The sequence below is a fragment of the Streptomyces humi genome (assembly GCF_001005085.2).
GTDB lineage: Bacteria > Actinomycetota > Actinomycetes > Streptomycetales > Streptomycetaceae > Streptomyces > Streptomyces humi.
In genome coordinates this window covers 84,110-109,550 of record NZ_LBMU02000055.1, presented here as the reverse complement: position 1 = coordinate 109,550, position 25,441 = coordinate 84,110, and the positions used below count along the sequence as shown (strand labels likewise).

The window sequence follows — 25,441 nt, the reverse complement described above, 5'->3', positions numbered from 1 at the left end:
CATGGTGGTTCCGTTTCGTTGCGGATCTGCTGCGGCGGGGGGGGGTGGGCAGGTCGGGGGGCGGGTCGGGGGCGGGTAGGTCGGATCTGCTGCGGCGGGGGGGGTGGGTAGGTCGGATCTGCTGCTGCGGGGGGCAGGTGTCCCTTCGAGGCCGGGGACGTGGCGTTGCCCGGAGCGCGGAGCGTTGTGTCGTGTCACGCGAGCAGGACGGCCCGGCCGGGTGGCACTGCCGCGTGATCCAGGTTCGCGCCGCCGCGCAGCGGATCAGGGGCCGAACCTGGCCCAGCCGAGACTGGGTCCAGCTGGGCCACCCTGAGCCCCGGCGCACCCGCCGTCACGCGCGAATACTGGAGAGATGGAGCAGAACGCTGAGCTGGCCGACTTCCTCCGCACCCGCCGGGCCCGCCTGACCCCGGCCGATGCGGGACTGCCCCCGGGCATCGGCGTCCGCCGGGTCCCGGGCCTGCGCCGCGAGGAGGTCGCCCAGCTCGCCGGGGTGAGCGCGGACTACTACACCCGCCTCGAGCAGGGCCGCCACCCCAACGTCTCCGAGGCCGTCCTGGACGCCGTGGCCCACGCCCTGCGCCTGGACGCCGACGAACGCTCTCACCTCTTCGACCTCGCCCGCACCCGCAGTCGTACCGCGCAGCCGCAGCACAGCCGCCCCCAGCCCGTGCAGCGCGTGCGCCCCGAGGTCCACCGGATGCTGGACGTTCTCGACAGCGTCTCCCCGGCCTTCGTCGCCAACCACCGCGGCGACGTACTCGCGGCCAACCATCTGGCCAAGGCCCTGGTCACCGACTGGGAGGCACTGCCCTACCGGGAGCGCAGCTTCTCGCGGTTCGCCCTGTTCGATCCGGCCGCCCGAGAGCTGTACCGGAACTGGGACGAGGTCGCGCAGGTCGTCGTGGCCAACCTGCGTCTGGAAGCCGGACGCCACCCCGACGACGCCCTGCTCAACGAACTGATCGGCGAGGCCGTCGTCAGGGTCCCCGAGTTCAGCACCTGGTGGGACAGCCACCGGGTCGCCCAGTGCGCGCACGGCGTCCAGCACTTCCGGCACCCGGTGGTCGGCGAGCTCACCCTGAACCACGAGACCCTGGCCCTGCCGGCCGACCCGGACCAGACCGTCTGCGTCTACACCGCGGAACCCGGCACCGCCTCCGCGCAGGCCCTCGCGCTCCTCGCCAGCTGGAGCGCCCCCGCCGCCGTCCGCGGCGACGCCGCGTTTCAGGCCGACCGGCCCGGTACCGCGGCACACCCCGAGTGACCGAGGCGCGCCGGCCGTGTACGTGGGCCGGCGTGCTCGTTCACCTTCACGTCCTGTCGTCCGGCCCGTGAAAGGAAACCCATGAGCCACATCAGCGCTTCCGGCGACGCGTCCCGTGTCGCGGGCGACCATCTGCGTCTCCTGTGGCCCCAGTGGCAGGGAGCCGGCGCCGCCGTGGTCGAAGAGTTGGCGCCCGAGTTCCCGCTCGGCATCGCGCGCCGTGGTTACGCGGTCGGCACCACGGTGCTCGAAGCGGTCCTGCCGCCGCACCAGGGCCCCACCGCGACCGTCCCCGTGACCATGAGCGACGACGGCCTGGAGGAGCGCGACGGAGTCGAGGCCAAGGCGGTGGTGCTGAAGCAGCTCGCGAGTGCCCTGGAGGTGATCCGCCGTCACGATCCGGCGCGGATCACCACGCTCGGCGGCGAGTGCGCGGTCAGCGTCGCCCCGTTCGCCGCACTCGCCCACCGCTACGGCGACGACCTGGCCGTCATCTGGATCGACTCGCACCCCGACATCGGCACCCCGGACAGCGCGTACAAGGGCTACCACGCGATGGCCGTCGCCGCTCTCACCGGCCACGGCGACCCCGACGTGCAGGGGCTGCTGCCGGCCACCGTGGCCGCGGACCGCCTCGCCCTGGTGGGGCTGCACGAGTGGACCGACGACGACTTCCCCAACATCGCCGCCTGGGGCATCCGGTCCTACAGCCCCGACCGGTTGCGGGCCTCCACCGAGCCCCTCCTCGACTGGGTGCGGGCCACCGGCTGCACCCGCGTCGCCGTCCACTTCGACGTTGACACCATCGACAGCGACGAGGCCGGCCTCGGGCTCGGGTTCGTACCGGGCGGGCTCACCAGCAGCGAGGTACGGCGCATCGTCGCCGACATCGGCGAAGCGGCGGACGTCGTCGGTCTCACGATCGCCGAGTTCGTTCCCCGGCAGGTCATGCACCTCCAGCGGATCGTCAGCGGCTTCCCTCTGCTCCAGCACGGATGACCTGCCATGCGCGGCCCCTGGGAGCCGACGCAGGCGAGCACGGGACGGCATGGGCCGTGAGTCAGCTCAGCCGCGTCCTGTAGCCGATCTGCTCGGCGAGGCTCAGCTCTTGGCACATGAACCACAGGTCGGTGATCTTGCCCTCGTCGTCGAAGTGCAGCACGCCGATCTCCTCCCACTCCACGCGCCGGCCCGTGGCCGGGGCACCGGCGAACGTGCCGGAGTGCAGAGCGGTCATGCGGAACTGGAGCATGACGGTGTTACCGGAGGCCACGATGTCGCGGGCCTGCGCGGTCTGGTCGGTCAGTGCTGCGGACAGCACCTTCCAGCCCGCCTCCAGCCATTCCACGAAGTTGCCGCTCTGCGGGATCGCGTCCCCGGTGAGCGCGTACAGGTCCGCGAAGCCGGCCCGGCGGATCGGAGCGTCCGGAGTCACCAGCGAGCGGATGAGGTCGAAGTCGCCCTGGGGCATCGCCTCCTGGAGCAGCAGCAGCGTGTTGTCAAGGTTGCGCTGGGCAACGGCGTCGGTCATGCCGATTCCTCTCACGACGGGACGGAGACGCCGGGGCGGCGGGTACCGCCGAAGACCGGTGTCCCCTTCAGGGGGCGCGGCTCCTGGGCGGTTCTTCCGGCGACCTGACCGCGCCCCACCAGTCTTTCTCCTCGAACCGCCCCTGCGCCCGGCCAAGGTGGCCCAGTCGGACCTAGGCCCGGCTGAGCCAGGTGACCGCGCCTCTGTGACCGCACCTCCTTCGGATCGGTGCCGCGATGATGTTCGGCCCTGGGGCAACGAGGACGAGGCCGAGTCGATCCGCATCATCCACCCCGGGGTCACCGTCAACCCGGTCGACGACAGCTACGGCGACTTCGAACCGCGCGCCGACCAGCGACGCCGCTGACTCGTGCGGGCTTCGGGGACCGTCGGGCGTGAACGGCTGTGCGCGTGAAGGCACTTGTCGACAAGGCTTGTAGTCACCGAGGTCGGTGGTGCACTGTTCCATGGACGTCGAACGGGCGCGCGAAAGGGGGTCGGTTCGCGCTTCCTGGCTGCGGGTTGACGTGGAACATTCGATGGCGTGGGGGGTGTTGTGGCGGGACGAATGGTGACGTGGGGCCGTCCGATGGGCGTGGCCGCTCTGCTGCTGGTGCGTTCGACGGTGGTTTTCCTGGGCGTCGAGGCCGGCGTCGGTGTCCTTCTGCACATCACGCAGAACATCTGGCTGACGTTGCTCCTGTATCCGGCGCTCTATCTCCTCTCCTTCTTTCTCCTCGCGCTGTTGGTGCCGGACATGGACGAGCCCAAGGGCTGGGCCGTCGCGGCGATGATCGTGGTGCCCGTCGCTGCTCTGGTCGTGATGCACCTGACCATTTCGGGCCTGGACCAGCGGGTGCTGCACGCCGACGGCCGGGTGGAGCGGGCGACGGTGGCCAAGGTGTACTGGGTCGACCAGGGCGCCGATGCGCCGACTCACGTCGCGGACCTGGACGATCCGTCAGGACAGCCACTACCGGGCGTGGTGACCGGGGACGGCCTGAAGGCCGGCCAGACCATCACCGTCACCGTGGATCCCCGTGGGAAGATCCCGGTGCTGCTGGGCACGCCCACGACGGGTTCGGGGAAGTTCCGGTTGGCCGGCATCGCCGCGGGCGTCGAGGTCCTGTTCCTGGCGTTGGCGATCTGTCAGGGCGTCGCCTCACCGGCCGGCGACGAAGACGACGGACAGGCCGAAGCGAACGCGGAAACCAAAGACGTTCCGGCATGACAGCCGGCCAACGGGACGAAGCGGCGACGGCCGGTCCAGGCCGGATCAGTGCATCACAGACGCCTGCTCCTGCCGACATCAGGGGCGGGCGTCTGTCACACCGTGGCCGGGACCGCACGGGCGTGCCGGGGAGGGCTGTTCAGCGGCGGCGGGTCAGGAGCGTCGTACCGACGAGGACGCAGCCGATGGCCAGGATCTTGCCGGCCCCGTAGTAGCGGGCCCAGTCGTGGTCGGCCGTGCCTCCACGCAGGACGAGCCACAGGAGCAGCGCCGCCCCGCTCACGGCGAGGACCACTCCTCCGGCCGGCCTCAGCCCGGCCCACCGCGGAGCGTCTCCCGCGGGCGTGGTTTCGGTGTGCCGGCCTCGCTCAGGGTCACTCACTTCGTGTCCTCCCCTTGTGCCCATGATCTTCAGCAGGGAGGACGTGGCCCGCCACGGAGAGGTTCCACCGGGACCACGGGCCACGGCCTGGTCCTCGGTGCCGTTCGAGTACAGGACGCGCGGGCCGGTGGGCACGCCTTCTCACCGGTCTTCCCGTCGGACGAGCACGTCCAGGGAGGTCCTGACCTGGCTGCGCGCCCGCCGCTCCAGCGCGACTGAGAGGACCGCTCGGCGGTCGGCGACGGGGGTCACCTGGTGGCCGCCCCGGGGCCGCCCGTCCGAGCCGGCGGGGGGAGCCGGCTCGGACGGGTCCGTCACGCGTGCGCTCAGCACGACGACGCAGGCGGTCATCAGCCGGCCTGGGTGACCAGCTCGATCAGGGCGTCGGCAGCGGGAGCCGAGGAGGCAGGGTTCTGCCCGGTGATCAGCAGACCGTCTGTAAGGACATAGGGCTGCCAGTCGCCGGTCTTGGAGTAGACGCCGCCGAGCTTGGTGAGCTCGTCCTCGACCAGGAAGGGGACGATGTCGGTGAGCTGGACGGCCTCCTCCTCGGAGTTGGCGAATCCGGTGACCTTCTTACCCGCCACCAGCGGGGTCCCGTCCTCGTTGACCGTGTGCCGCAGGACGCCGGGGGCGTGGCACACCAGCCCCACCGGCCTGCCGGAGCGGAGGGTGGTCTCGATCAGCCGGGCGGAGACGGTGTCCTCGGCCAGGTCCCACAGCGGTCCGTGCCCGCCGGGGTAGAAGACCGCGTCGAAGTCGCCGGCCGAGACCGAGTCGAGGCGCACGGTGTCCGCCAGTGCCTTGGTCGCCTCCGGGTCGGCCTCGAAGCGCCGGGTGTCGTCGGTCTGGAACCCGGGCTCGTTGCTCTTGGGGTCCAGGGGCGGCTGGCCGCCCTTCGGCGAGGCGAGCGTGATCTCCCAGCCGGCCTCCCTGAAGCGGTAGTAGGGCGCGGCCAGCTCCTCCAGCCAGAACCCGGTCTTGACGCCGGTGTCCCCCAGCTCGTCGTGTGAGGTGAGAACGATCAGGACCTTCATGACACTCTCCTCGAGTGAGTAGACCAGTCTACTTGTGATGGGTGAACGGGGTCCCGTGACCGGAGCGGTCACGGGGTGGGGGCCGGCTACAGGTGCAGAAGCCTGCGGGTCGCCTCCGTGACGGTGTCGAGCGGGGCCGGGCTGCGATGGATCTTCGCCATGACGCTCGCGCCGAGCCACATGTCGTACAGGACCTGTGCGACGTCGTGAGCGTCGCCGTCGACCGAGAGGGAGCCCTCCTCCAGGCCGTCGGTGATCGTCCGCTCGACGCGGGCGACGACGGCGCTCGTACCTTCCTTCAGAGCCAGGCGCATCGACTCGGACAGGTCCGCGACCTCGGCGCCGAGTTTCACGGCCAGGCACTTGCCCTGGCACTCCTCGAGGCTCTGCGTCTCGCGCCACTGCTGCCAGTAGGCCATCAGCCGCTCGGCAGCCGACCGGCCGGAGCCGGCGAGGACGCGGTCCATGTCCGTGAGGTAGTCCGCGAAGTAGCTCTTCAGGATCGCTTCACCGAAGGCGTCCTTCGAGGGGAAGTAGTGATAGAAGGACCCTTTCGGAACACCGGCCTCCGCGAGCACCTCGTTGATACCGACAGCCGAATAGCCCTTGTGGGCCATGATCCGCTGGGCGGTGTCGAGGATGGCCCGACGGGTGTCCGTGGTGCGCGTGGCGACTGGCATGCGGAAAACGATAGCTCCCGAGTAGACCAGTCGTCTAGCGGAGCGCCGAGCGGCTGCGGAGGCGCCGTGGACTGGCCTCGCAGCAGGCCGGACAGCCGCTCGAAGGTGGTAGCGGACGGTTCGGCCCTCGCCTCGCGGTGACCGGTCCCGGCCCACAGAACCACGGTTCCTTCGAAGGCCGGATCGAGCCGGGACGATCAGCGTGTCCATCCCGTGAGCGGCTGCTCGGCGGGCTTCGTCGACCGTTGTGACGGACTGCACGACGGTGCTCCCGGCCTTGCGCAGCGCGCTGACGACCGCACGGGCCGGGATGCCGAAGGTGAAGCACGGCACAGGCGAGGAGACCAGCAAGTCGATCTTGTCGGTCCAGTGGTCGTCGTCCTCGATCGGCGCCTCGGGCAAGGCCAGGCCGTAGTGTTCGGCCTCCGCCCGCACCTCGCGGGCGTAACGCCGGTAGGCCTCGTCGGACACTCGCACCGGGTCGGGGACGAACTGGTTGACGCCGAACGCCCCGTCTTCCGTGCGCATGGTGTGGATCTGCCCGGCCAGCGCCTGCGGGCTCTGGCAGCCGCCGGCCAGGAATCCGAGGCCACCGGCCCGGGCGGCCGCCAGGACGAGTGACGTCGTACTCGGTCCGCCGGCCATCGGCGCGGCGAGGATCCGGAGGTCGGCTCCGAGGTCGGCCGGCAGTCCGGGCATGACGACTCCTTCCGCGGGGGGGCCGGTACCCGGACGTCACGCTGAACGCCTCGTCCGACCGTGTGAAATGCCGGTTAGGCTGCTGCTATGCATGACATGCATGAATGCCGGAAAGGGACGCGATGAGCACGGACGTCGAGCTCCGGCACCTGCGGGCCTTCGCCTCCGTGGCCCGCCACCGCTCGTTCTCCCGGGCCGCCGAGGAACTGCTGATCACCCAGCCCGCGTTGAGCCGTACGATCGCGCAACTGGAAGGCGTCCTGCACGTCCGGCTGCTCGACCGGTCGTCACGGCACGTCGAACTCACCGACACCGGAGCTGAGTTCCTCCGCCACACGGAACAGGTCCTGGCGGCCCTGGACCAGGCGCTCGCCGCCGCCGGCCGCCGCGTCACCCTCCGGCTCGGCTTCAGCTGGCTGCTGCCCGATCCCTGGGCCCAGCGGGCCGTCGGCCGGTTCGAGGAGAGCACGGGAGCGACCGTCGCCCTGGTGCGGACCGACGATCCCCTCCAGGCACTGAGCCGGCGCGCACTCGACATCGCGGTGGTCCGCGGCGCCTTCGACACACCCCCGGGAGCGCGGACGGTGCACCTGTTCGACGAGCCGCGCGTCGCTGTCTGCTCCGAGCACTCGGATCTGACCCGCTTCGACCATCTCGACTGGACGGACGTCCGGCACTGGACCCTGGTCGTCAACACGGTCAGTGGCACGACCGGCCCGTGGTCCTGGCCAGCGGACCAGCGCCCGGACCGGATCATCGAGACGTCGAACTACGACGAGTGGCTGGAGTCGGTCGCCGCCAACCGGGGCATCGGCATCGTCCCGGAGGTCGCCAGGCGGCGGACGCAGCACCCCGCCGTCCGTTACGTGCCGCTCACCGACGCCCCGCCCAGCCCGGTCCGTCTCGTCCACCTGCCCGGCGCGCAACGGACGCTCGTCCGCCGGTTCCTGGACGCCGCCGTCGAGGCGGCCGTACCCGCACGGGCGCCCGGCGACGAGTCCTGACCACCGTCTATGCCCGCCCCTTATGGACGGGCCGCTCCAGGCATTTCCCAGCCGTCCGGACGATCACTAACGTCTGTCACGTGAGCGAAGAAACCAGCAGCGCACGGCGAGGGATCCGATGAGCCCCGTACTCCCCCGCCAGGAAGGCGCGGTCACCGTTCTGGGCGGGCCGACGGCCGTCATCGACCTCGGGGGGCTGCGTGTCGTCAGCGATCCGACCTTCGACGCGGCGGGACCCCACGGATATCTCACCAAGACCGCCGGGCCCGCCGTCGACGAGGACGCGCTGGGGCCGGTCGACCTGGTCCTGGTCAGCCACGAGGCACACCCGGACAACCTCGACGACCGGGGTCGCGCGTTCGCGCAGGCCGCCCCCGTGGTGCTGACCGGGCCGGCGTCCGCCCAGCGGCTCGGTGCGCCTGCCGTCGGCCTGTCTCCGTGGACCAGCCACACCCTGCCCCGTCCGGACGGCGGCGGTGACCTGACCGTGCTGGCGGTACCGGCCGTCCACGGCCCCGAGGACGGCGAACGCGACGCCGACGGCTACGTGAACTGCGAGGTCATCGGGTTCGTACTGCACGGCCAGGGCCTTCCCACCGTGTACGTGAGCGGCGACAACGCCTCTCTCCGGACGGTCGCGGAGATCTCCCGCCGGGTCCCGGACATCGACGTGGCCGTGCTGCACGCCGGAGCCGCCCGCGTACCGACGAAGTTCGACGGCCGCCCGCTGTCCCTGGACGGTCACGGCACCGCCGCCGCGGCAGCGGTGCTCGGCGTGGCTACGGTGATCCCGGCCCACTACGACGGCTGGGCCCACTTCTCCGAAGGACTGCCGGAGATCGAACTGGCCTTCCACGAGGCCGGCCTCTCCTCCCACCTGCGGGTCACGCCCCACGGCACGTGGATGCCGCTGGCCCCCTGACCCCCTCGCAACAGACAGAGAGGCAGGGAACGAAAGCCATGCCCTTCGTACGCATCGATCTCATCCGCGGCCGCCGGCCCGAAGACATCAGGGCCATCGCCGACGCGGCACACCAGGGAATCGTGGACGTCCTGGAAATCCCCGTCCGGGACAGGTTCCAGGTCATCACCGAACACGACGCGGACCACGTCATCGCCCTCGACGCCGGCCTCGGCATCGAGCGCAGCGACCAGCTGGTGATGATCCAGATCTTCACCCCGACCGGGCGCACCACCGAGGTCAAGCAACAGCTCTTCCGGACCATCGCCAAGCACCTGGAAGCTCTCGGCGTCGCCGGTGCGGACATCTTCGTCAGCATCATGGAGAACAACCCCCAGGACTGGTCGTTCGGCTTCGGTCGCGCCCAGTACGTCGAGGGCGACCTGGCCGTCCCCGGCCACTGACGAAGGCCGCTGCGCGACCGTCCGCGGGTACGCTCCCGTCCCCGGTCCCGAGTGGAGGCTGTCGTGGAACTGTCCGACCTGCGGATCTTCCTGGCCGTCGCGCGTACCCAGGGCATCACCAAGGCCGCCCAGGAACTGCACACCGTGCAGTCGAACGTCAGCGCCCGGATCCACGCGCTGGAGAAGGAGCTCGGCGCGCCGTTGTTCCGCCGGCACGCCCGTGGTGTGGCGCTGACGACCGCGGGCGGGCAGCTGGTGCCGTACGCCGAACGCATCAGCCGGCTCGTCGACGAGGCGCGGCACGTCGTCGGTGACGAGACCGATCCGTGCGGTCCGCTGCGGATCGGTTCCCTGGAGACCACGGCCGGCCTGCGCCTTCCCGCGGTGCTGGCGGCGTTCGCGGAGGACTGTCCTCGCGTCGACTTCACCCTGGTCACGGGCCCGACCGGCCAACTGGTCAGGGACGTGCTGGAACACCGGCTCGACGGCGCGCTGGTGAGCGGCCCGGTGCTCCGGCCCGACCTGGTGGAGACGCCGGTGTTCGAGGAGCGGCTCGTGCTCGTCACGGCCCGCCGGGTCGCCGGTCTGGACGCCGTGCTGCACGATCCCAGGGCCCTCGTCTTCCGCACCGGATGCTCCTATCGCAGACGGCTGGAGAGTGTCCTGCGGGCTCGGGGGGCCGTCGGCGTCCGATGCATGGCCTTCGGGTCGCTGGACGGCATCCTCGGCTGTGTCGCGGCCGGCATGGGCATCAGCCTGCTGCCGGCCGCAGTCGTCGAGCGGCACGCCTCGCGGGACCAGGTGCGGGTGCACGAGCTGCCGGACGACGAGGCACACGCGGTGACCGTCTTCGCCCGGCGTGTCGACACACCGCCGTCGCCCGCCCTGACCCGTTTCCTGGGGCACGCGCGCGCCGCCGGGCAGGCACCGCCCGGCCCGCGGGGGGTCGCCGACGCCTCGCCTCGACCGGTCGCTTCACCGGCCTGACCGGGCTCGGCCCCGGGGGTTCTCAGCAGGCGATGACTCCCATCGCAACCAATCGTTGGATCTGAAATCCCGGCGAACCTACTGGCCTCCTGACGCCGCACCGCCCGCCGCGCAGACGGTCGGGCGGTTGCCTGGACGAAGGGGACTTCGCCGTGCTGACAACACGCCTCACCCGCGCTTTCGGAATCGAGCACCCCATCGTGCTCGCCCCCATGGACCTCGTCTCCGGTGCGCGGCTCGCCACGGCGGTCACCGCCGCCGGCGGTCTCGGCCTCATCGGCGGAGGCTACGGGGACGCGGAGTGGCTGAAGCGGGAGTTCGCCGCGGCGGCCGGCACCCGCGTGGGATGCGGCTTCATCACCTGGAGTCTGGCCCGTCGCCCCGGACTGCTCGACCTCGCCCTGGAACACGGGCCCGCCGCGGTCATGCTCTCCTTCGGTGACCCGGCACCGTTCGCCGATCCCGTCCGCAGCGCTGGCGTCCCGCTGCTCTGCCAGGTCCACACGCTCGAGCAGGCTCGCCGGGCCCTGGACGCCGGAGCGGACGTCGTCGTCGCGCAGGGCGGCGAGGCCGGCGGGCACGGCGTCGGAACGCGGTCGACGTTCACCCTCGTACCCGACGTCGCGGACCTGGTCGCCGACCGCTCCCCGGACACACTGCTCCTCGGCGCGGGCGGGGTGACGGACGGCCGCGGACTCGCCGCCGCACTCGCCCTCGGTGCGGACGGCGTCCTGGTCGGCACCCGGTTCTGGGCGACCCAGGAGGCTGGGGCCTCTGCCCGCGCCCAGGCCCACGCGGTGGCGGCCGACGGCGACGCCACCGTCCGAACCAGCGTCTACGACATCGTGCGCCGGTACGACTGGCCCGCCGAGTACAACGGGCGGCTGCTGCGCAACCGGTTCACCGACCGCTGGCACGGCCGGGAACCGGAGCTCGACGCACATCTCCCCCAGGCCGCCGCGGAGTTCGGTGCCGCCGTCTCCGCGGAGGACTTCGACGTCGCGCACCTGATCGTGGGCGAGGGCGTCGGTCTGGTCCGGGACATCGTGCCCGCCGGGGACGTCGTGCGCCGTATGGCTCGGGACGCCGCGGTCCGGCTGGGCCGGGGGGCACCGCGGAAGGCGGCGCTCAGCGGCTGAGTCACGCCACCCCGACGCCGCGGCTGAGTCACGCCGCCCCCGACGCCGCGGCTGAGCGACGCCGCCCCCGGCGCATCACACAGGGCTCCACCAGTGTTCAGCCCCGCTCGTCCCCGCACTCACGCGACGCCGCCGCACCGGCGTCGGGAGGGATCGCCATGTCCAGTCCCCGGCCCCCGCAGACATCGCCGCGAGATCTGCGGCGCATCATCACCGCGTCCAGCACCGGCACGCTCATCGAGTGGTACGACTTCTTCGTCTACGGCTCCCTCGCCGTCGTCTTCTCCGGTTTCTTCTTCCCCTCCGGCGAGTCCGGCCTGGGGCTGCTGGTGAGCGTGGCGGCCTTCGGCACCGGCTTCGTCGTCCGTCCGCTCGGAGCGGTGTTCTTCGGCCGGCTCGGCGACCGCGTCGGCCGCAAGAAGACCTTCCTCGCCACGCTCGTCGTCATGGGCGCGGCGACCACACTGATCGGCTGCCTCCCCAAGTACGCCACCATAGGAGCGGCAGCACCCGTGCTGCTGGTGCTGCTGCGACTCGTGCAGGGCTTCGCGGTGGGCGGCGAGTACGGGGGCGCCGCCACCTACGTCGCCGAGCACTCCCCCGCCGACCGCAAGGGCACGTACACCAGCTTCCTCCAGACCACAGCCAGTCTCGGGCTGCTGCTGTCCATCGGCGTCGTCGTCGCCTGCCGGCTCCTGCTCGGCGAGGACACGTTCACCGCATGGGGCTGGCGGCTGCCCTTCCTGCTCTCCGCCGTCCTCGTCGTGTTGTCCCTGCGGATGCGGATGAAGCTCCATGAGTCACCCGTGTTCGTCCGCATGCAGGCACAGGGCACCCTCTCGCAGGCACCCGTCCGGGAGACGCTCGGCGATCCCCGGTCCCTGGCTCTCGTCCTGCTGACCGTGTTCGGCCTGACGGCGGGGCTGGGAGCCGTCTGGTACACGAGCCAGTTCTACGCCCTGTACTTCCTTCAGAGCGTGCTCAAGGTGGACTTCCTCACCAGCAACGTCTGCATGGCCGTCGCACTGGTGCTGGGCACCCCGTCCTACGTCCTGTTCGGCCGGCTGTCCGACCGGTACGGCAGGCTGCGGGTCATCGTCCCGGGACTGGCCCTGTCGGCCGTGGGCTTCCTGCCCCTCTTCGCATGGATACGCCAGGCCGCCGCCGACCAGTCCTGGGCGCAGGTGATCGTGGCCGTGACGTTGCAGATCGTGTTCAGCGCCATGGTGTACGCGCCGACCGCCGCCTACCTCACCGAACTCTTCCCGCCCCGGATCCGCTACACCGGTCTGTCGGTGTCGTACCACCTGGGCGCCGGGGTCTTCGGCGGGTTCATGCCCCTTGTCGCGCTCTCCCTCACCGCCCTGACCGGCAACCAACTCGCCGGTGTGGCCTACCCGATCGTCGTGGCCGCCGTATGCACCCTGGTCAGCCTGACGCTGCTGCGGGGCGGCCGGGACAACAGACTCGTCCGCGCCGTGTGGAACCGGCTGGGTACTCCCGCGGCGACGGACACGCTGGAACCGACGTCGACAAAGTGACGCGGACCGGTGCCCGTCTCCCCTGACGCGGCGGGCACCGCCGAGCGGCGGCCCTTCGGCGAGGGCCCTCGCCCGCTCCGTCCCGGTCGGTCGGCCAGCCAGCCGGCCAGCCGGTCGAGACGGAGTATCGGTCACCGTGCAGGATGTGGAGGGTCACATCCACGCCTTCACCGTCGCGACCGCCACCGGACGCGCCGCGGCCGGGTGCTCGGCTGGAGCGTCCGGCCGCGGCGGCCGGGTGCTCGCCCGGAGCGTCGCGGCCCTGCCCGCCGCTATGGACGCGACCGACGGACGAGGTCTCGACGAACCGACGGATGAGGTCCCGATGAAGCTGACAGGCAAGGCGATCCTCCTGGTCGGTGCCTCCTCCGGCATCGCCGCGGAAGCAGCCGTCCGGCTGGGCCACCGCGACAACCGGATCGGCCTCGTCGCACGGCGGGCCCACCGGCTCGAAGCGGTGGCCGACCGCGTCCGGGCCGGTGGCAGCACCTGCCACACCTGGGCGGCCGACGTCAGCGACCCGCGGGCCGCAGCCGCGGTCGTCGGCGAGGCCGCACAAGCACTGCGCGGCCTGGACGTCGTATGGGCCAACGCGGGACAGGGGCCCGACCTTCCGATGCGGTCGGTCTCCGTGGCCGACGTGGCGGCGATGACCCGCCTCAACTACGACGTACTCGTCAACGTCCTGGTGCCGACGATCGAGCAACTGCGCCGGAGGGGCGGCGGGCACATCGTGCACACCAACTCCCTGGCCGGAGTTCTGGGCGTGCCGCGCCAGGGCCCCTACGGCGCGGCGAAGGCCGCCGCGAAACTGCTGCTGGACGCCACCCGTGCCGAACTGGCCCCCGACGGCATCCGCGTCACCTCGCTCTACCCGGGTTTCGTGGCCACCGAGCGGATCGCCGACGACGGGCTGCCGAAACCGTTCGAGATCGACGTCGCGACCGCGGTGACGGCGGCGCTGCGCGCGATCGAAGCCGAACGAGCCGACGCAGCGTTCCCCGCGACGACGGCAGCGCTGACCCGCACCCTGCGCGTACTGCCCGCCGCCGTCCGAGGAGCCGTGCTGCGGCGCCTGGCCCGTGGGTGAACACCACCCCGGCGAGACGTACCTGCGGCGCGCCGGCGGACGGCCGGTCAGTGGATGAGGGGTTCGCCCGAGAGGTAGCGGATCTCCAGGGTGACGTGGGTGAACCGCCAGCCGTCGGCGGTGCGGCGCAGTTCGCAGCGGTACCAGCCGGCGCCGTCGGCGTGGCGGTAGGGGTCGTCGGCGTCCAGGACGTGGGCGGCGACGAGGTAGGAGCGGGTCGTGGCGCTGTCCCCGTCGACCGTGATGGCGTGGTTGGTGCTCAGGTGGTGGGTGCCCGCGTAGCGGCCGAGGCTCGCCGCGACGAACTCGGCCATGCCGTCCCGGCCGGTGTGGGTGATGCCGGGGCCGATGGCGAGGACACCGTCCTCGGTGTAGTCGGCGGCGTATCCCTGCCAGTCCTTGTCGTCCAGGGCCCGGGCGAAGTCGACCAGGAGGTCGCTGATCGCGGCCCGGTCGACCAGCCACTGGAGCTGGTCGGCCGGGGCTGTCGGAGGTTTGGTCGGCGGCATGACTTCTTCTCTCTGTGGTGTTCTGTGGTGTTCGGTTTGTTCTGTGATGCTTCTGTGGCGCGCGGCCGGTGACCGCGCGGCCGGAGCCGGTGGGTCGGAGCCGGTGGGTCGGAGTGTTCAGGGGTTTCGGAGTGTTCAGGGGTTCGGGTAGCGCAGTCCGTGTCCGAAGGGGAACAGGGGGTCGGTGCTTTCCTGGGGGGTGTCCGGGTGGCCCGCCTCGACTTCGCGCATGGAGCGGGGAAGCTGGAACGGGAGCCGGCCCTCCGGTCGCGAGCGGCCGAAGACCACGTCGAGGAGTGCCGTGTCGTCGGCGCCGTAGACGGCGAGCAGTGCGGCGCTGCGATCAGCGATCTCCGGGATGACGGCCGGGCGTTCGAGATGGATTGCGACGATGGTGGGGACGGTGTCGAGCAGGCCGAGGATCTCCTTGAGGCGGTGCTCGGGGAAGTCCAGGCGGCCGGCGTGGAAGAAGGCCTCGAAGCGGCCCGGCCGGGGCTCGAACGGCGTGCCCAGGCGCAGGACGGCGAGGTCGGCGTCGGCCGGATCGGTCACGAGCTGCGCGTACGGGGCGGCGGCCGCCGCGTCCACGCCTTCGAGGTAGAGCCGGGGGCGGCCGGACAGCGGAAGCGGTCCTGTCTTGAGCAGGGTCAGCGAGCGGCGCTGGGCGGAGGCACCCGCGGCGCGGAAGTCGACGCGGCCGACGATCTCCTCGGCGGCGTCTGGATCGACGTACCGGCGTTCGTCGAAGAGGCCGAGGCGGAACTTCTCGGCGAGGAGCCGTCTGGCCGAGGCGTCGACGCGGGACTCCGCCAGCTGCCCGGATCCGACGAGTTCGAGGACGAGTTCGGGGCAGTGCTCGCCGCCGAACTGGTCGACACCGGCGTGCAGGGCCTTGCTGAGGCGTTCCGCGGGAGTGAGGTGTTCGACGCCCCAGGCCCGGGCGACATGCGGTTCTCCCATGACGGGATGGTCGTTGAGGACGGCCCAGTCGGCGCACACGATGCCGTCGAAGCCGAGCTTCTCGCGCAGGAGGCCGGTGATGATGCCGCGGTTGAAGCCGAAGCCGACCTCCTCGTGCTCGGTGCCCACCGGCATGCCGTAGTAGGGCATCATCTGGGTGGCGCCGGCGGCGATCGCCGCCCGGAACGGCCGCATGTGGTAGTCGAAGTGGCCGCCCGGGTAGACCTGCTCCCTGCCGTAGGGAAAGTGCGGGTCCTCCCCGTCCTTCTGGGGTCCGCCGCCGGGGAAGTGCTTGACCATCGCGGCGACGCTGTCGGGGCCGAGTCCGTCACCGGGGCCCCGCAGCCCCTCGATGTAGGCGGCGACGAGCCGGGAGGTCAGGCCGGCGTCCTCACCGAACGTGCCGGAGATGCGCGACCAGCGGGGCTCGGTGGCGAGGTCGAGCTGCGGGTGCAGGGCGACCCGCAGTCCGACGGCCAGGTACTCGCGGCGGACGGTGTCGGCGTACTGCCGCACCAGCGCGGGATCGCCGACGGCGGCCAGGCCCAGCGACTCCGGCCACCGGGAGAACGCGCCGGCCAGCATCGCGGTACCCGGGTTGTCGGTGAAGGCGTGACGCGGGTCGGTCGAGAGGCTCACCGGGATACCGAGGCGGGTGTTCTCGGCGGCTTCCTGAAGACGGTTGTGCCACTGGGCCATCTGACGCGGGCCGGCCGAGCCGAGGACGTTGAAGTGGTTCATGGCGAGGCCGTCGATCATCGTCCGCGCGGGAGCCGCCGGGGCCGCGGCGGGGTCCTCGACCAGTGAGCCGTCAGTGCCCGGCGTGACGATGGTGTGGAAGAGCAGGCCTGCCTTCTCCTCCAGCGTCATCCGGCCGAGAAGGTCCTCGACGCGTTCACCGACGGGCAGGTCCTTGTCGCGATAGCGCACGTGGTCGTCTCCTTGCATGTGGGTCTATGGGGGTCGTACGTGGGTTGTAGATGGGCTGTGCGTGGGCGGGGCGGTCAGCGGACCGCGCGGACGAAGTGGATGGCGAAGGCGCCGGCGCAGGCACAGACGGCGCCGAACAGGTACAGCGCCGCGTAGTTGGTGCCGGCCGTGCTGCCGATGGCGAGGAATGCGGGGGCGAGGGCGGGGATCAGGGACTGCGGCAGCGCGTTGCCGATGTTGAGCACGCCGAGGTCCTTGGCGGCCTCGGCCCGGTCGGGCAGCACGGCGATGGCGAGCGCCGTGTCCACGGCCATGTAGGAGCCGAGTCCGAGACTGAACACGGCGACGGCGGTGTAGAAGGACGCGGTGGTGTGGGCGTAGGCGGTCAGCGCCAGTCCGGCGACCGATACCAGCGCCCCGATGAAGACGAAGATCTTGCGGCGTCCGCTGCGGTCTGACAGCCAGCCCCCGCCGAGCGAGCCGATCGCGGTGCCGGCCATGGTCACCACGGCGGCGACGGCGACGGTCGCCGAGGCCCCGGACACGCTCTGCCCGAGGCGGTCGACGGCGAAGTAGAACTGGTAGCCCGTCATCGTCGAGATACCGCAGAACATCAGGAACCGTCCGCAGAGGTTCCACGCGAAGTCGGGGTGCCGGCGGGGCGAGACCCAGAGGGACCTCACGAGCCCGCCCCACCGGAAGGGTGGCAGGGCGGCCGGGTCGGCCGGGGCGTCGTCCCGCATGATCCACACCAGCACGGTCACGCCGGCGAGGCCGAGCAGCCCCGGCACCAGGAACAGCAGCAGTGTGCTGCCGACGAGGGGCTGGGCGATCACGGTGCCGAGCACCATGGCCATGTACAGCGTCATGCCCACCGCCCCGGAGACGCGGCCCTGGAGATGGACGGGGACCCGGTCGGGAACGGTGGCCAGCAGGGCGGCGAACACGGCGTTGGCGCCGAGTTGGGTGAGGGCCCAGCCCGCGGTGAGGGTGCCCAGGTCTGCCGCGGTCCCGCAGACGAGGGTGCCGAGGGCGGCGAGCAGCGCGCCGGCCAGCAGCCACGGTCGACGCCGGCCGAAGCGTGAGGTGGTGCGGTCCGACAGCGCGCCGAACAGCGGGTTGGCGATCATCGCGAGGACCGCGCCGACGGCCAGGACGCGGCTCAGGGATGCCGTCCTGTGGCCGGGGTCCAGCTGTCCCACGCGGACGGAGAGCGAGATGAGGATCGGCGTGAACAGGGCCATGAAAGACAGGCACTGGGCGACGATCAGCCCCGCGATGTACCTGCCGAGGGACGCCGTGACCCGGGCGGTGCCGGCCTCGGCCGGATCCGCTCTGCCCACTGTGTCCTGTTCGCTCATGGTGCACTCCAACGGCTCTGGCGACGTGCGTCGGTGGCTGGGTGCCGTGAACAGTAAGTTAAAAACTGAACGCCATAAATAGTTTTAGGAGGTGACGCAGACCACACCCGCCGGATCGGTAGGCTGACGCCGATGGAGAAGAGACCGGACACATCCGTGGCCCACGAGGGGTCCCAGCGGCCGAAGAGACGGCGTCGCTCAACGGGCACCTACGCGGCGGCCGATGCCCGGCGGGCCGCGATCCTCGAGGCGGCGACGTCCAACTTCGCACGGGCGGGGTACCTCAACTCCTCGCTCGCCAAGATCGCCGCCGACGCGGGCACGTCGGCGACCGTGGTCGTGCACCACTTCGGCAGCAAGGAGAAGCTGCTGATGGCGGTGCTGGAGGCCCGCGAGGAACGGAACTACGTCAAGGTCCATGAAGGGGTCTCGCAGGACGACATCCGCGAGCAGTTGCGCGCGGTGCTGGCGCTGGCCGCGCACAACCTCACCGAGCCGGGACTCATCGAACTCTTCGCCAAGTTGTCCGTTGAGGCGATGGACCCGGGACACCCGGCCCACGTGTTCTTCACCGTCCGCAACGAAGGCGCGGCCCGCGCCCTGGCCGCGGGCCTGCGCGGAGCCCTCGCCGCCGGCCGGCTGAAGCCGGAGACCGACCCCGACCAGGTCGCCCGGGAGATTCTCGCCGTCTCCGACGGGCTACAGGTGCAGTGGGCCATCTCCGGCGGTCGCCTCGACTTCCTCGCCGACTACCGTGCCTATCTCGACCGGCTCACCCGTGCACTGACGACGGACGGCCACGGACTGGACTGACCCCCGCCCTTCCGGCTCGGCGCCCACGGCGGAAGTGTGGTCAATCCAGCACACCCGCACCGGCCGACGACCTGAGTCGTATCCACGAGTCACGCCGTTCGGAACTCGGCTTCGAGGTATCCCCCCACCCCGGCGGTCGTCGGAACGTCAGGGTGTGTCCGGCGGATCTGAGGTCGTGGGGCGCGGCTTCACCAGTCCGCTCTGGTAGGCGACGACCACGAGTTGCGCGCGGTCGCGGACGTCCAGCTTGGTCATGGCCCGCTGGATGTGGCTGCGTACGGTCAGCGGGCTCAGGACGAGCCGGTCGGCGATCTGGGCGTTGGACCTGCCGTGCGCGGCCAGCGTCACGACCTCGCGTTCGCGGTCGGTCAGGGTTCTGACGGCGTCGGGGATGACGAGCGGGTCGTCGGTGTCCGGGGTGGCCAGGAACCGGGTGATGAGAGCCCGGGTCGCGGTGGGCGAGAGGAGTGCCTCGCCGGCCGCGACGGTACGGATGCCGGCCAGCAGGACGTCGGGGCTGACCCCCTTGCCGAGGAAGCCGCCGGCACCGGCCCGCAGGGCCTTGGCGACGTTCTCGTCGTTCTCGAAGGTGGTGAGCACGAGGATGTGGGTGTCCGCCAGCTCCGGCCGGGAGCAGATCGCGGCGGTGGCCGCCACGCCGTCGGTGCCCGGCATCCGGATGTCCATGACGACCACGTCGGGCCGGTGTGCCTCGGCGAGCTCGACGGCCTCCCGTCCGTCGGCGGCCTCGGCGATGACCGTCAGGTCGTCGGCCGAGTCGATGAGAATGCGGAAGGTGGCCCGGAGCAGGGCCTGGTCGTCGGCGAGCAGGACGCGGATGGTCATGGGGCGGGGCTTTCGTGGTGGCCGTCGAGGGCGCTGCTGGGCGGGGTGTCCGGGGGCAGGGCGTCGAGCGGCAGGGTGCAGACGAGCTCGAAGCCGCCCTCGGCGCGGTGGCCTGCGTGGAGGGTGCCGCCCACCGAGGTGGCGCGTTCGCGCATGCTGATCAGGCCGAACCCGCCGCCGGAGCCGGGCGGCACGGGGGTGCGGCCGGGCGCGGTGTCGTTGGCGACCGTCAGGGTCAGACGCCGGGATGTGAAGGTGAGCCGTACCTCGGTGGTGCGGCCGGTGCCGTGCTTGGTGACGTTGGTGAGTGCTTCCTGGAGGATCCGGTAGGCCGTCAGATCGAGTACGGGGGTGAGGGGCCGCCGTTCTCCCTCGACGGTGACGGTGGCCTGGAGGCCGGCCGCCGCACAGGAGTCCACCAGGTCGGGAAGCCTGTCCAGTCCCGGCGCGGGGGCCAGGTCGTCGGCGGGGTCGGTGTCCTGCCGCAGAAGCCCCACGGTGGCCTTGAGTTCGCGCAGGGCCGCGGCCGTCGTCTCCGGGAGCCTGTCGATGATCTCCTGGGCCTTGTCGGGCCGGGTCCGCAGGAGGTGCTTGACGGCTCCGGCCTGGGCGTCGGCCAGCGTCAGGTGGTGGGCGACCACGTCGTGGAGTTCGCGCGCGATGCGCATGCGCTCCTGGACGACCCGGTGGCGGGCCTCCTCCTCGCGCTGCCGGTCGGCGTGCTCGGCGCGGGCCACGGCGTACTCGCGGCTCTCCCGCCGGTAGCTGCCGAGGGCCGCGCAGAGCAGGATCCACGCCGCGGGATTGACGACGGCGAAGACCACGGAGTGGAGGAAGGAGGGGAAGACCAGGCCGCCGACCACCACGCAGCCGGTGACGACCAGGGCGCTGTTCCACCCCGTGCGCCGGGGCGTGCGCAGGCTCGTGGCGTACTGCGCGACCAGCAGCGGTCCCATCAGCAGAGGTGTCAGGAGGTAGCCCAGGGCGCCCACGGTGATCGTGCACACCGCGGTGACGGCGAGGACGGCCAAGGGGTGTCCTCGCCGCCGGTGCAGCGCGGCGCAGGCGAGCGCGGACAGGGCGACACCGGGCCACAGGACCTGGGGGCTGGAGTCCAGTGCCCGGGTGACCAGGACGCCGCTGACGGTGACCGCGAACAGCAGGACCAGTCCTGCGAGGTCCAGCGCCCTCGGATGGGTCGCCGCCCGGTGTCGCCAGCTGGTGCTCATCACGCTCCGAAACCTCAGGTGACAGCCATGCTCACATATCGCGGCCCGCGGCGCCGAGCTGCCCGGCGCTGCGGCCGCGGCTACGGGCGTCCGACGTGGACCGGGTCCTGCGGCGCGCGCTCGCCACCGGCGACCCGCGACGGTGCCGCGAGCCCGGCGCCCTCGACGTCCACCCGGGGCAGCAGCCGGTCCAGCCACCCCGGCAGCCACCACGCCTTGTCGCCCAGCAGCGCCAGCACGGCCGGGACCAGCGCCATCCGTACGACGAACGCGTCGAACAGCACCGCCACGGCGAGGCCGAAGCCGATCGTCTTGACCATCGACTCGCCGGAGCCGACGAACCCGGAGAAGACGGCGATCATGATGACCGCCGCGGCGACGACGACCCGGGCGCTGTGCCGGAAGCCGGAGACGACCGCGTCGGGCGCCCGGTCCCCGTGGACGTACGCCTCCCGCATGCGGGCGACGAGGAACACCTCGTAGTCCATGGCGAGGCCGAACACGATGCCCACCAGGAAGATGGGCATCAGGCTCATGATGGGCCCGGCCTGCTCCACGCCCAGCAGCCCGGCGCCCCAGCCCCACTGGAAGACGGCCACGACCGAACCGAGGGCGGCCAGCACCGACAGCAGGAAGCCGAAGGCCGCCTTGACCGGTACGAGCACCGACCGGAAGACCACCAGCAACAGCAGCAGGGCCAGGAGGACGATGACGGCCAGGTAGGGCACGAGCGCGGCCTGGAGCGCCTCGGCGATGTCGATGTTCATCGCGGTGCTGCCGGTGACCTCGAAGGTGGCCCCCGTCCGCTGCTCCAGGGCGGCGCGTTCCGAGCGGATGGCGCGGACGAGGTCCTTGGTGTGCTCGTCGTTCGGGCCGGTGGCCGGCACCGCCGAGAAGAGCGCGGTGTCACCGGCCGGGTTGAACCGCGCGGAGGAGACGGAGACGACCCCGTCGGTCGTGCCGATCCTCTTCTCGATCTCCCGCACGGCCGCCTTGGCACCGGCCGCGCCCCTGGCGTCCACGACGATGGTCAGCGGTCCGTTGAAGCCGGCGCCGAAACCGTTCGCCAGGGCGTCGTAGGCTCGCCGTTCCGTCGACGAGACCGGCTTGGACTCGGCCCCCGGCATGCCCATCTCCAGCTGCGCGGCGGGCAGCGCCAACACGCCCAGCCCGGCGACGCAGGCCACCAGCACGGTCACCGGGCGGCGGAGCACGAACCGCGCCCACCGGGAACCGGCGTTGTCGGCCGCCCGGCGGACCGGGCCGCCCTTGCGGGTACGGCGGGCCAGCACCGCGTCCGGCCACATGCCCAGCAGCGCCGGGACCAGGGTGAGGGCCACCAGGACGGCGATGACGACGGCGCCCGCCGCGCACAGCCCCATCTTGGTCAGCATGGGCACACCGACCACGGTCAGGCCGGCCAGGGCGATGACGACCGTGAGGCCGGCGAAGACCACCGCGGAGCCCGCCGTGCCGACGGCGAGCCCGGCCGCCTCGCGGGGAGCGTGGCCGTTCGCCCGCTCCTCCCGGTAGCGGGAGACCACGAAGAGGGCGTAGTCGATGCCGACCGCCAGACCGAGCATCGAGGCGAGCGTGCCCGTGGTCAGGGAGAGCCCGAAGACGCTGCCCAGGGCCATGATCGCGGCCATGCTGGTCCCGACGCCGAGCACGGCGGTGAGCAGGGGGAGGCCGGCGGCCGCGAGGGAGCCGAAGGTGATCAGCAGGATCACCGCGGCGAGTCCGATGCCGATGGCCTCGGCGCTGCCGCCGGCGGCGGGCTGCTCGGCGAGCGCGGTGCCGCCGACCTCGACCGTGAGGCCCGTGTCGCGGGCCTGGTCGACGGCCTTCTCCAGGGTGGCCTTGTCGGCGTCGGTGAGGTCGTCGGCCTTCACCTTGTAGGTCACGGTGGCGTAGGCGGTGGAGCCGTCCTCGCTCACCGCGCCCGCGGTGAACGGGTCAACGGCGTTCAGGACCTTCGGCGCGTCGGCCGCCTCCGTCACGAGCGCGTCGATGGCGGCGCGGTTGCCGGAGGCGGTCACCTTCCCGCCGTGGGGTGCGACGAACACGATGCGGGCGTTGGCGCCGTTGGCGTCCGTGCCGGGGAAGCGCTCCCCGATCAGGTCGAAGGCCTTCTGCGCCTCGATGCCGGGCATGAAGGACGTGCCGTCGTCGGAGGAGGCCGGTGCGGTGACGGCGGCGGCCCCGGCGCCGCCGAGGATCACCGCCCACAACAGCACCACGAGCCAGCGGCGCCGGAAGGCGGTCCGGCCCAGACGGTAGAGCAAGGTAGCCACGGGAAACGGGTCTCCAGGTGGGGTTTCGGGTGTGCGGCCAGCCTGACGGGAGCGGGGCGCGCGGACATCGTGCGCGTGCTCGCAATCCCGCCTGGTGTCCCTGCATGAGCCGGCGCGTTTCTGTCCTCCTCCAGGAGGAGGAGCGGTTACGGCCCCGGGATGACTCCGCGTTCCGCACGCACCGGCAGCCTTGTCCACCGCCGGTTCTCCGGTTATGGTCCACCGACGCGCGCCACTGACGCGCGTCAGTAGCCGCTGTCATGATCCCGAAGGACATCCGCATGCCCGACATCGACCTGTCCCGTCTGTCCCTGGAGCGGAAAGCCGCCCTGCTGTCGGGCCAGGACTTCTGGTCCACCCTCCCGGTGGCGGACGCCGGCATCCCCTCGGTCGTGCTGACCGACGGACCGCACGGGGTGCGCCGCCAGGTCGGCGACTTCGACCACATGGGCATCTACGAGAGCCTGGCCTCCACCTGCTTCCCGCCCGCGGTGGCCGTCGGCAGCAGCTGGGACCCGGAGGTCGCCGCCCGCATCGGGGCGGCGGTGGGACGTGAGGCCCGTGCCCTAGGTGTGCACGTCGTCCTGGGGCCCGGCGTGAACATCAAGCGGTCCCCGCTGTGCGGCCGCAACTTCGAGTACTACTCGGAGGACCCGCTGCTGTCCGGGCGGCTCGGCGCGGCGCACGTGCGCGGTCAGCAGGGCGAGGGCGTGGGCGCCTCCCTCAAGCACTTCGCGGCGAACAACCAGGAGACCGACCGGATGCGGGTGAGTGCCGACGTCGACGAGCGCACCCTGCGCGAGATCTACCTGCCGGCCTTCGAACACGTCGTCACCGAGGCCCGGCCCGCCACCGTGATGGCCGCGTACAACAAGGTCAACGGCGTGCACGCGGCGCAGCACCGGTGGCTGCTCACCGAGGTGCTCCGGGAGGAGTGGGGGTTCGCCGGAGCGGTGGTGTCCGACTGGGGCGCGGTCCACGATCCCGTGGCGTCGATGCTCGCGGGCCTGGACCTGGAGATGCCCGGCCCGGCTCCGGAGAACACGCGGCGCATCGTGGCGGCCGTACGCGACGGCGAACTGGAGGAGTCCGTGGTGGACACGGCGGTACGACGGATCCTCGCACTGGCCGACGGGGCGGCCGGGCAGTCCGGCGGCTTCGACGCGGACGCCCATCACCGGCTGGCCCGGGAACTGGCGGCCGAGTGCGCCGTACTGCTGAAGAACGACGACGATGTCCTGCCTCTCGCGCCCGGCCGACGGATCGCGGTCATCGGCGAGTTCGCCGCCGCCCCCCGCTACCAGGCGGGCGGCAGTTCGCACCTGAACCCGACCCGGCTCGACAACGCCCTGGACGCGATGCGGGAGTTGGCCACAGAGCGGGACAACCCGGTGGCGTACGCGCCCGGATTCACCTCGGACGGCTCCGGAGACACCGTGGCGCTGCGGGAGGCCGCGGTGGCCCTCGCCCGCGCCTCGGACGTGACCGTCGTCTTCGCCGGGCTCGCGGAGGGCGAGGAGTCCGAGGGGTTCGACCGGGACACCCTGCACCTCCCAGCCGTACAGGTCGAACTGATCCGGGCCGTCGCCGCGGCGGCCGGCCGGACCGTCGTGGTGCTGTCGAACGGCGGGGTCGTCTCGCTGGAGGGCTGGCACGACGAGGTCGACGCGATCCTGGAGGGCTTCCTGCTGGGGCAGGGCGGCGGGGGCGCGCTCGCCGACCTGCTGTTCGGTGACGCCAACCCGTCGGGCCGGCTCGCGGAGACGATTCCGGTGCGGCTGGAGGACAACCCCAGCTTCGTCAACTTCCCCGGCGAGCAGGGGCACGTCCGTTACGGGGAGGGCGTCATGGTGGGCTACCGCTGGTACGGGACGACGGGCGCGCCGGTGCGCTACCCGTTCGGACACGGCCTCTCCTACACCACGTTCGCGGTCGGCGGCCTGACCGTGGAGAGCACCGGCGACGACTCGGCCCGCGCCTCGCTCACCGTCACCAACACCGGTACCCGCGCGGGCAGTCACGTCGTCCAGATCTACGTCGGCACGCAGGCCGGCCCGGTCCGGCGGCCCGCGCGGGAGCTGCGCGCCTTCGCCAAGGTCCGCCTGGAGCCCGGCGAGTCGCGGACGCTCTCCTTCGACCTCGGCCGCCGCGCCTTCGCCTACTACGACGTCCAGGACGCCGTCTGGGCGGTCGCGCCCGGCGACTACCTGGTCCAGGTCGGCGAGAACGCCGAGCACGTGAGCGCCGAGGCGTCCGTGACCCTGACCGGAGACGCCGCCCCGCAGGAACTGACCCTGGAGTCGACCTTCGGGGAGTGGATCGCCCACCCGGTCATCGGATCCGTCCTCCTCCAGGAACTGACCGCCGCCCTGCCCGCGGACCAGGGCAGCCGGCTGGGCAGCCGGCCGGAGCTGCTCCAGGCGGTGCGGGACGTGCCGATGAAGCGGGTCGTGGGACTGGTCGAGGGCGACGCCCTGGACGCGACGCTGGAGCGTCTGATGGAACGTAGCCGTGTCGCCGGCCGCCGCTGAGCCGCGAGGGGT

Annotated in this window: 23 protein-coding genes; 13 read left to right on the top strand and 10 right to left on the bottom strand. The window is 71.8% G+C overall.

Annotated features, from left to right (window positions below):
- Positions 1 to 355: 355 nt before the first annotated feature.
- Entirely contained in the window at positions 356 to 1,270 is a 915-nt protein-coding gene (locus tag AAW13_RS47470) for a helix-turn-helix transcriptional regulator (protein ID WP_046732087.1), read from the top strand.
- 81 nt (positions 1,271 to 1,351) lie between these two features.
- Positions 1,352 to 2,269: an arginase family protein gene (locus AAW13_RS24955; RefSeq protein ID WP_046732086.1), complete on the top strand. Its 918-nt coding sequence runs from the start codon at positions 1,352 to 1,354 to the stop codon at positions 2,267 to 2,269.
- 61 nt (positions 2,270 to 2,330) lie between these two features.
- Here the strand turns inward: AAW13_RS24955 and AAW13_RS45045 are convergent, their stop codons facing one another.
- Positions 2,331 to 2,801, bottom strand: coding sequence for an ester cyclase (locus AAW13_RS45045; protein WP_046732085.1), 471 nt, complete (start codon positions 2,799 to 2,801; stop codon positions 2,331 to 2,333).
- Positions 2,802 to 3,006: 205 nt separating this feature from the next.
- Here AAW13_RS45045 and AAW13_RS46025 point away from each other — a divergent pair, with 205 nt between their 5' ends.
- Both AAW13_RS46025 and AAW13_RS24945 read left to right on the top strand, forming a co-directional pair.
- Complete coding sequence (locus tag AAW13_RS46025) at positions 3,007 to 3,168, top strand: hypothetical protein (protein WP_167391734.1); 162 nt, start codon at positions 3,007 to 3,009, stop codon at positions 3,166 to 3,168.
- Positions 3,169 to 3,396: 228 nt separating this feature from the next.
- Positions 3,397 to 4,032: a hypothetical protein gene (locus AAW13_RS24945; RefSeq protein WP_143145043.1), complete on the top strand. Its 636-nt coding sequence runs from the start codon at positions 3,397 to 3,399 to the stop codon at positions 4,030 to 4,032.
- A gap of 139 nt (positions 4,033 to 4,171) precedes the next feature.
- Here AAW13_RS24945 and AAW13_RS46975 read toward each other — a convergent pair whose 3' ends face one another.
- From AAW13_RS46975 to AAW13_RS46970, 3 genes are all read right to left on the bottom strand, one after another.
- Positions 4,172 to 4,315 carry a hypothetical protein gene (locus tag AAW13_RS46975; RefSeq protein ID WP_240528726.1) on the bottom strand — a complete coding sequence of 48 codons (144 nt, stop codon included), beginning with the start codon at positions 4,313 to 4,315 and terminating at the stop codon, positions 4,172 to 4,174.
- Positions 4,316 to 4,764: 449 nt separating this feature from the next.
- Positions 4,765 to 5,451 carry a type 1 glutamine amidotransferase domain-containing protein gene (locus tag AAW13_RS24930; RefSeq protein ID WP_046732082.1) on the bottom strand — a complete coding sequence of 229 codons (687 nt, stop codon included), beginning with the start codon at positions 5,449 to 5,451 and terminating at the stop codon, positions 4,765 to 4,767.
- 86 nt (positions 5,452 to 5,537) lie between these two features.
- Positions 5,538 to 6,830, bottom strand: coding sequence for a nitronate monooxygenase (locus AAW13_RS46970; RefSeq protein WP_240528725.1), 1,293 nt, complete (start codon positions 6,828 to 6,830; stop codon positions 5,538 to 5,540).
- Between the two features lie 122 nt (positions 6,831 to 6,952).
- Between AAW13_RS46970 and AAW13_RS24915 the strand changes: the two genes are divergently transcribed.
- From AAW13_RS24915 to AAW13_RS24885, 7 genes are all read left to right on the top strand, one after another.
- A complete protein-coding gene (locus AAW13_RS24915) occupies positions 6,953 to 7,834 on the top strand; it encodes a LysR family transcriptional regulator (RefSeq protein ID WP_046732081.1) in 882 nt (293 codons plus the stop codon).
- Positions 7,835 to 7,952: 118 nt separating this feature from the next.
- Positions 7,953 to 8,756: an MBL fold metallo-hydrolase gene (locus AAW13_RS24910; RefSeq protein ID WP_046732080.1), complete on the top strand. Its 804-nt coding sequence runs from the start codon at positions 7,953 to 7,955 to the stop codon at positions 8,754 to 8,756.
- 38 nt (positions 8,757 to 8,794) lie between these two features.
- Positions 8,795 to 9,199, top strand: coding sequence for a tautomerase family protein (locus tag AAW13_RS24905; protein ID WP_046732079.1), 405 nt, complete (start codon positions 8,795 to 8,797; stop codon positions 9,197 to 9,199).
- Positions 9,200 to 9,262: 63 nt separating this feature from the next.
- The gene (locus tag AAW13_RS24900; RefSeq protein ID WP_046732078.1) at positions 9,263 to 10,186 is read left to right on the top strand and encodes a LysR family transcriptional regulator; all 924 of its coding nucleotides are present in this window, start codon (positions 9,263 to 9,265) and stop codon (positions 10,184 to 10,186) included.
- 152 nt (positions 10,187 to 10,338) lie between these two features.
- On the top strand, positions 10,339 to 11,325 hold the full coding sequence (locus AAW13_RS24895) for an NAD(P)H-dependent flavin oxidoreductase (protein WP_046732077.1): 987 nt from the start codon (positions 10,339 to 10,341) through the stop codon (positions 11,323 to 11,325).
- Positions 11,326 to 11,483: 158 nt separating this feature from the next.
- A complete protein-coding gene (locus tag AAW13_RS24890; protein ID WP_046732076.1) occupies positions 11,484 to 12,866 on the top strand; it encodes an MFS transporter in 1,383 nt (460 codons plus the stop codon).
- Positions 12,867 to 13,002: 136 nt separating this feature from the next.
- Positions 13,003 to 13,956: an SDR family NAD(P)-dependent oxidoreductase gene (locus AAW13_RS24885; protein WP_240528724.1), complete on the top strand. Its 954-nt coding sequence runs from the start codon at positions 13,003 to 13,005 to the stop codon at positions 13,954 to 13,956.
- Positions 13,957 to 14,003: 47 nt separating this feature from the next.
- Here AAW13_RS24885 and AAW13_RS24880 read toward each other — a convergent pair whose 3' ends face one another.
- From AAW13_RS24880 to AAW13_RS24870, 3 genes are all read right to left on the bottom strand, one after another.
- A complete protein-coding gene (locus AAW13_RS24880; protein ID WP_046732075.1) occupies positions 14,004 to 14,465 on the bottom strand; it encodes a nuclear transport factor 2 family protein in 462 nt (153 codons plus the stop codon).
- Positions 14,466 to 14,600: 135 nt separating this feature from the next.
- Positions 14,601 to 16,355, bottom strand: a complete 1,755-nt coding sequence (locus AAW13_RS24875) for a glycoside hydrolase family 3 protein (RefSeq protein WP_240528723.1) — start codon at positions 16,353 to 16,355, stop codon at positions 14,601 to 14,603.
- Between the two features lie 74 nt (positions 16,356 to 16,429).
- Complete coding sequence (locus AAW13_RS24870) at positions 16,430 to 17,716, bottom strand: MFS transporter (RefSeq protein WP_046732073.1); 1,287 nt, start codon at positions 17,714 to 17,716, stop codon at positions 16,430 to 16,432.
- A gap of 132 nt (positions 17,717 to 17,848) precedes the next feature.
- Between AAW13_RS24870 and AAW13_RS24865 the strand changes: the two genes are divergently transcribed.
- Entirely contained in the window at positions 17,849 to 18,529 is a 681-nt protein-coding gene (locus AAW13_RS24865; protein ID WP_079178950.1) for a TetR/AcrR family transcriptional regulator, read from the top strand.
- Positions 18,530 to 18,676: 147 nt separating this feature from the next.
- Here the strand turns inward: AAW13_RS24865 and AAW13_RS24860 are convergent, their stop codons facing one another.
- The 3 genes from AAW13_RS24860 to AAW13_RS24850 all read right to left on the bottom strand — a co-directional run bounded on the left by AAW13_RS24860 (position 18,677) and on the right by AAW13_RS24850 (position 22,898).
- Positions 18,677 to 19,375 (bottom strand): response regulator, encoded by a 699-nt coding sequence (locus AAW13_RS24860; RefSeq protein ID WP_046732072.1) that lies wholly within the window; start codon positions 19,373 to 19,375, stop codon positions 18,677 to 18,679.
- Positions 19,372 to 20,604: a sensor histidine kinase gene (locus AAW13_RS24855; RefSeq protein WP_046732071.1), complete on the bottom strand. Its 1,233-nt coding sequence runs from the start codon at positions 20,602 to 20,604 to the stop codon at positions 19,372 to 19,374. Before AAW13_RS24855 ends, AAW13_RS24860 begins: the two co-directional genes overlap by 4 nt.
- Before the next feature lie 80 nt (positions 20,605 to 20,684).
- A complete protein-coding gene (locus tag AAW13_RS24850) occupies positions 20,685 to 22,898 on the bottom strand; it encodes an MMPL family transporter (RefSeq protein ID WP_046732070.1) in 2,214 nt (737 codons plus the stop codon).
- A 281-nt stretch (positions 22,899 to 23,179) separates the two neighbouring features.
- On the opposite strand from AAW13_RS24850, the gene AAW13_RS24845 reads away from it, so the two are divergent.
- Positions 23,180 to 25,429 (top strand): glycoside hydrolase family 3 C-terminal domain-containing protein, encoded by a 2,250-nt coding sequence (locus AAW13_RS24845; RefSeq protein WP_046732089.1) that lies wholly within the window; start codon positions 23,180 to 23,182, stop codon positions 25,427 to 25,429.
- The last annotated feature ends 12 nt before the right edge of the window (positions 25,430 to 25,441 follow it).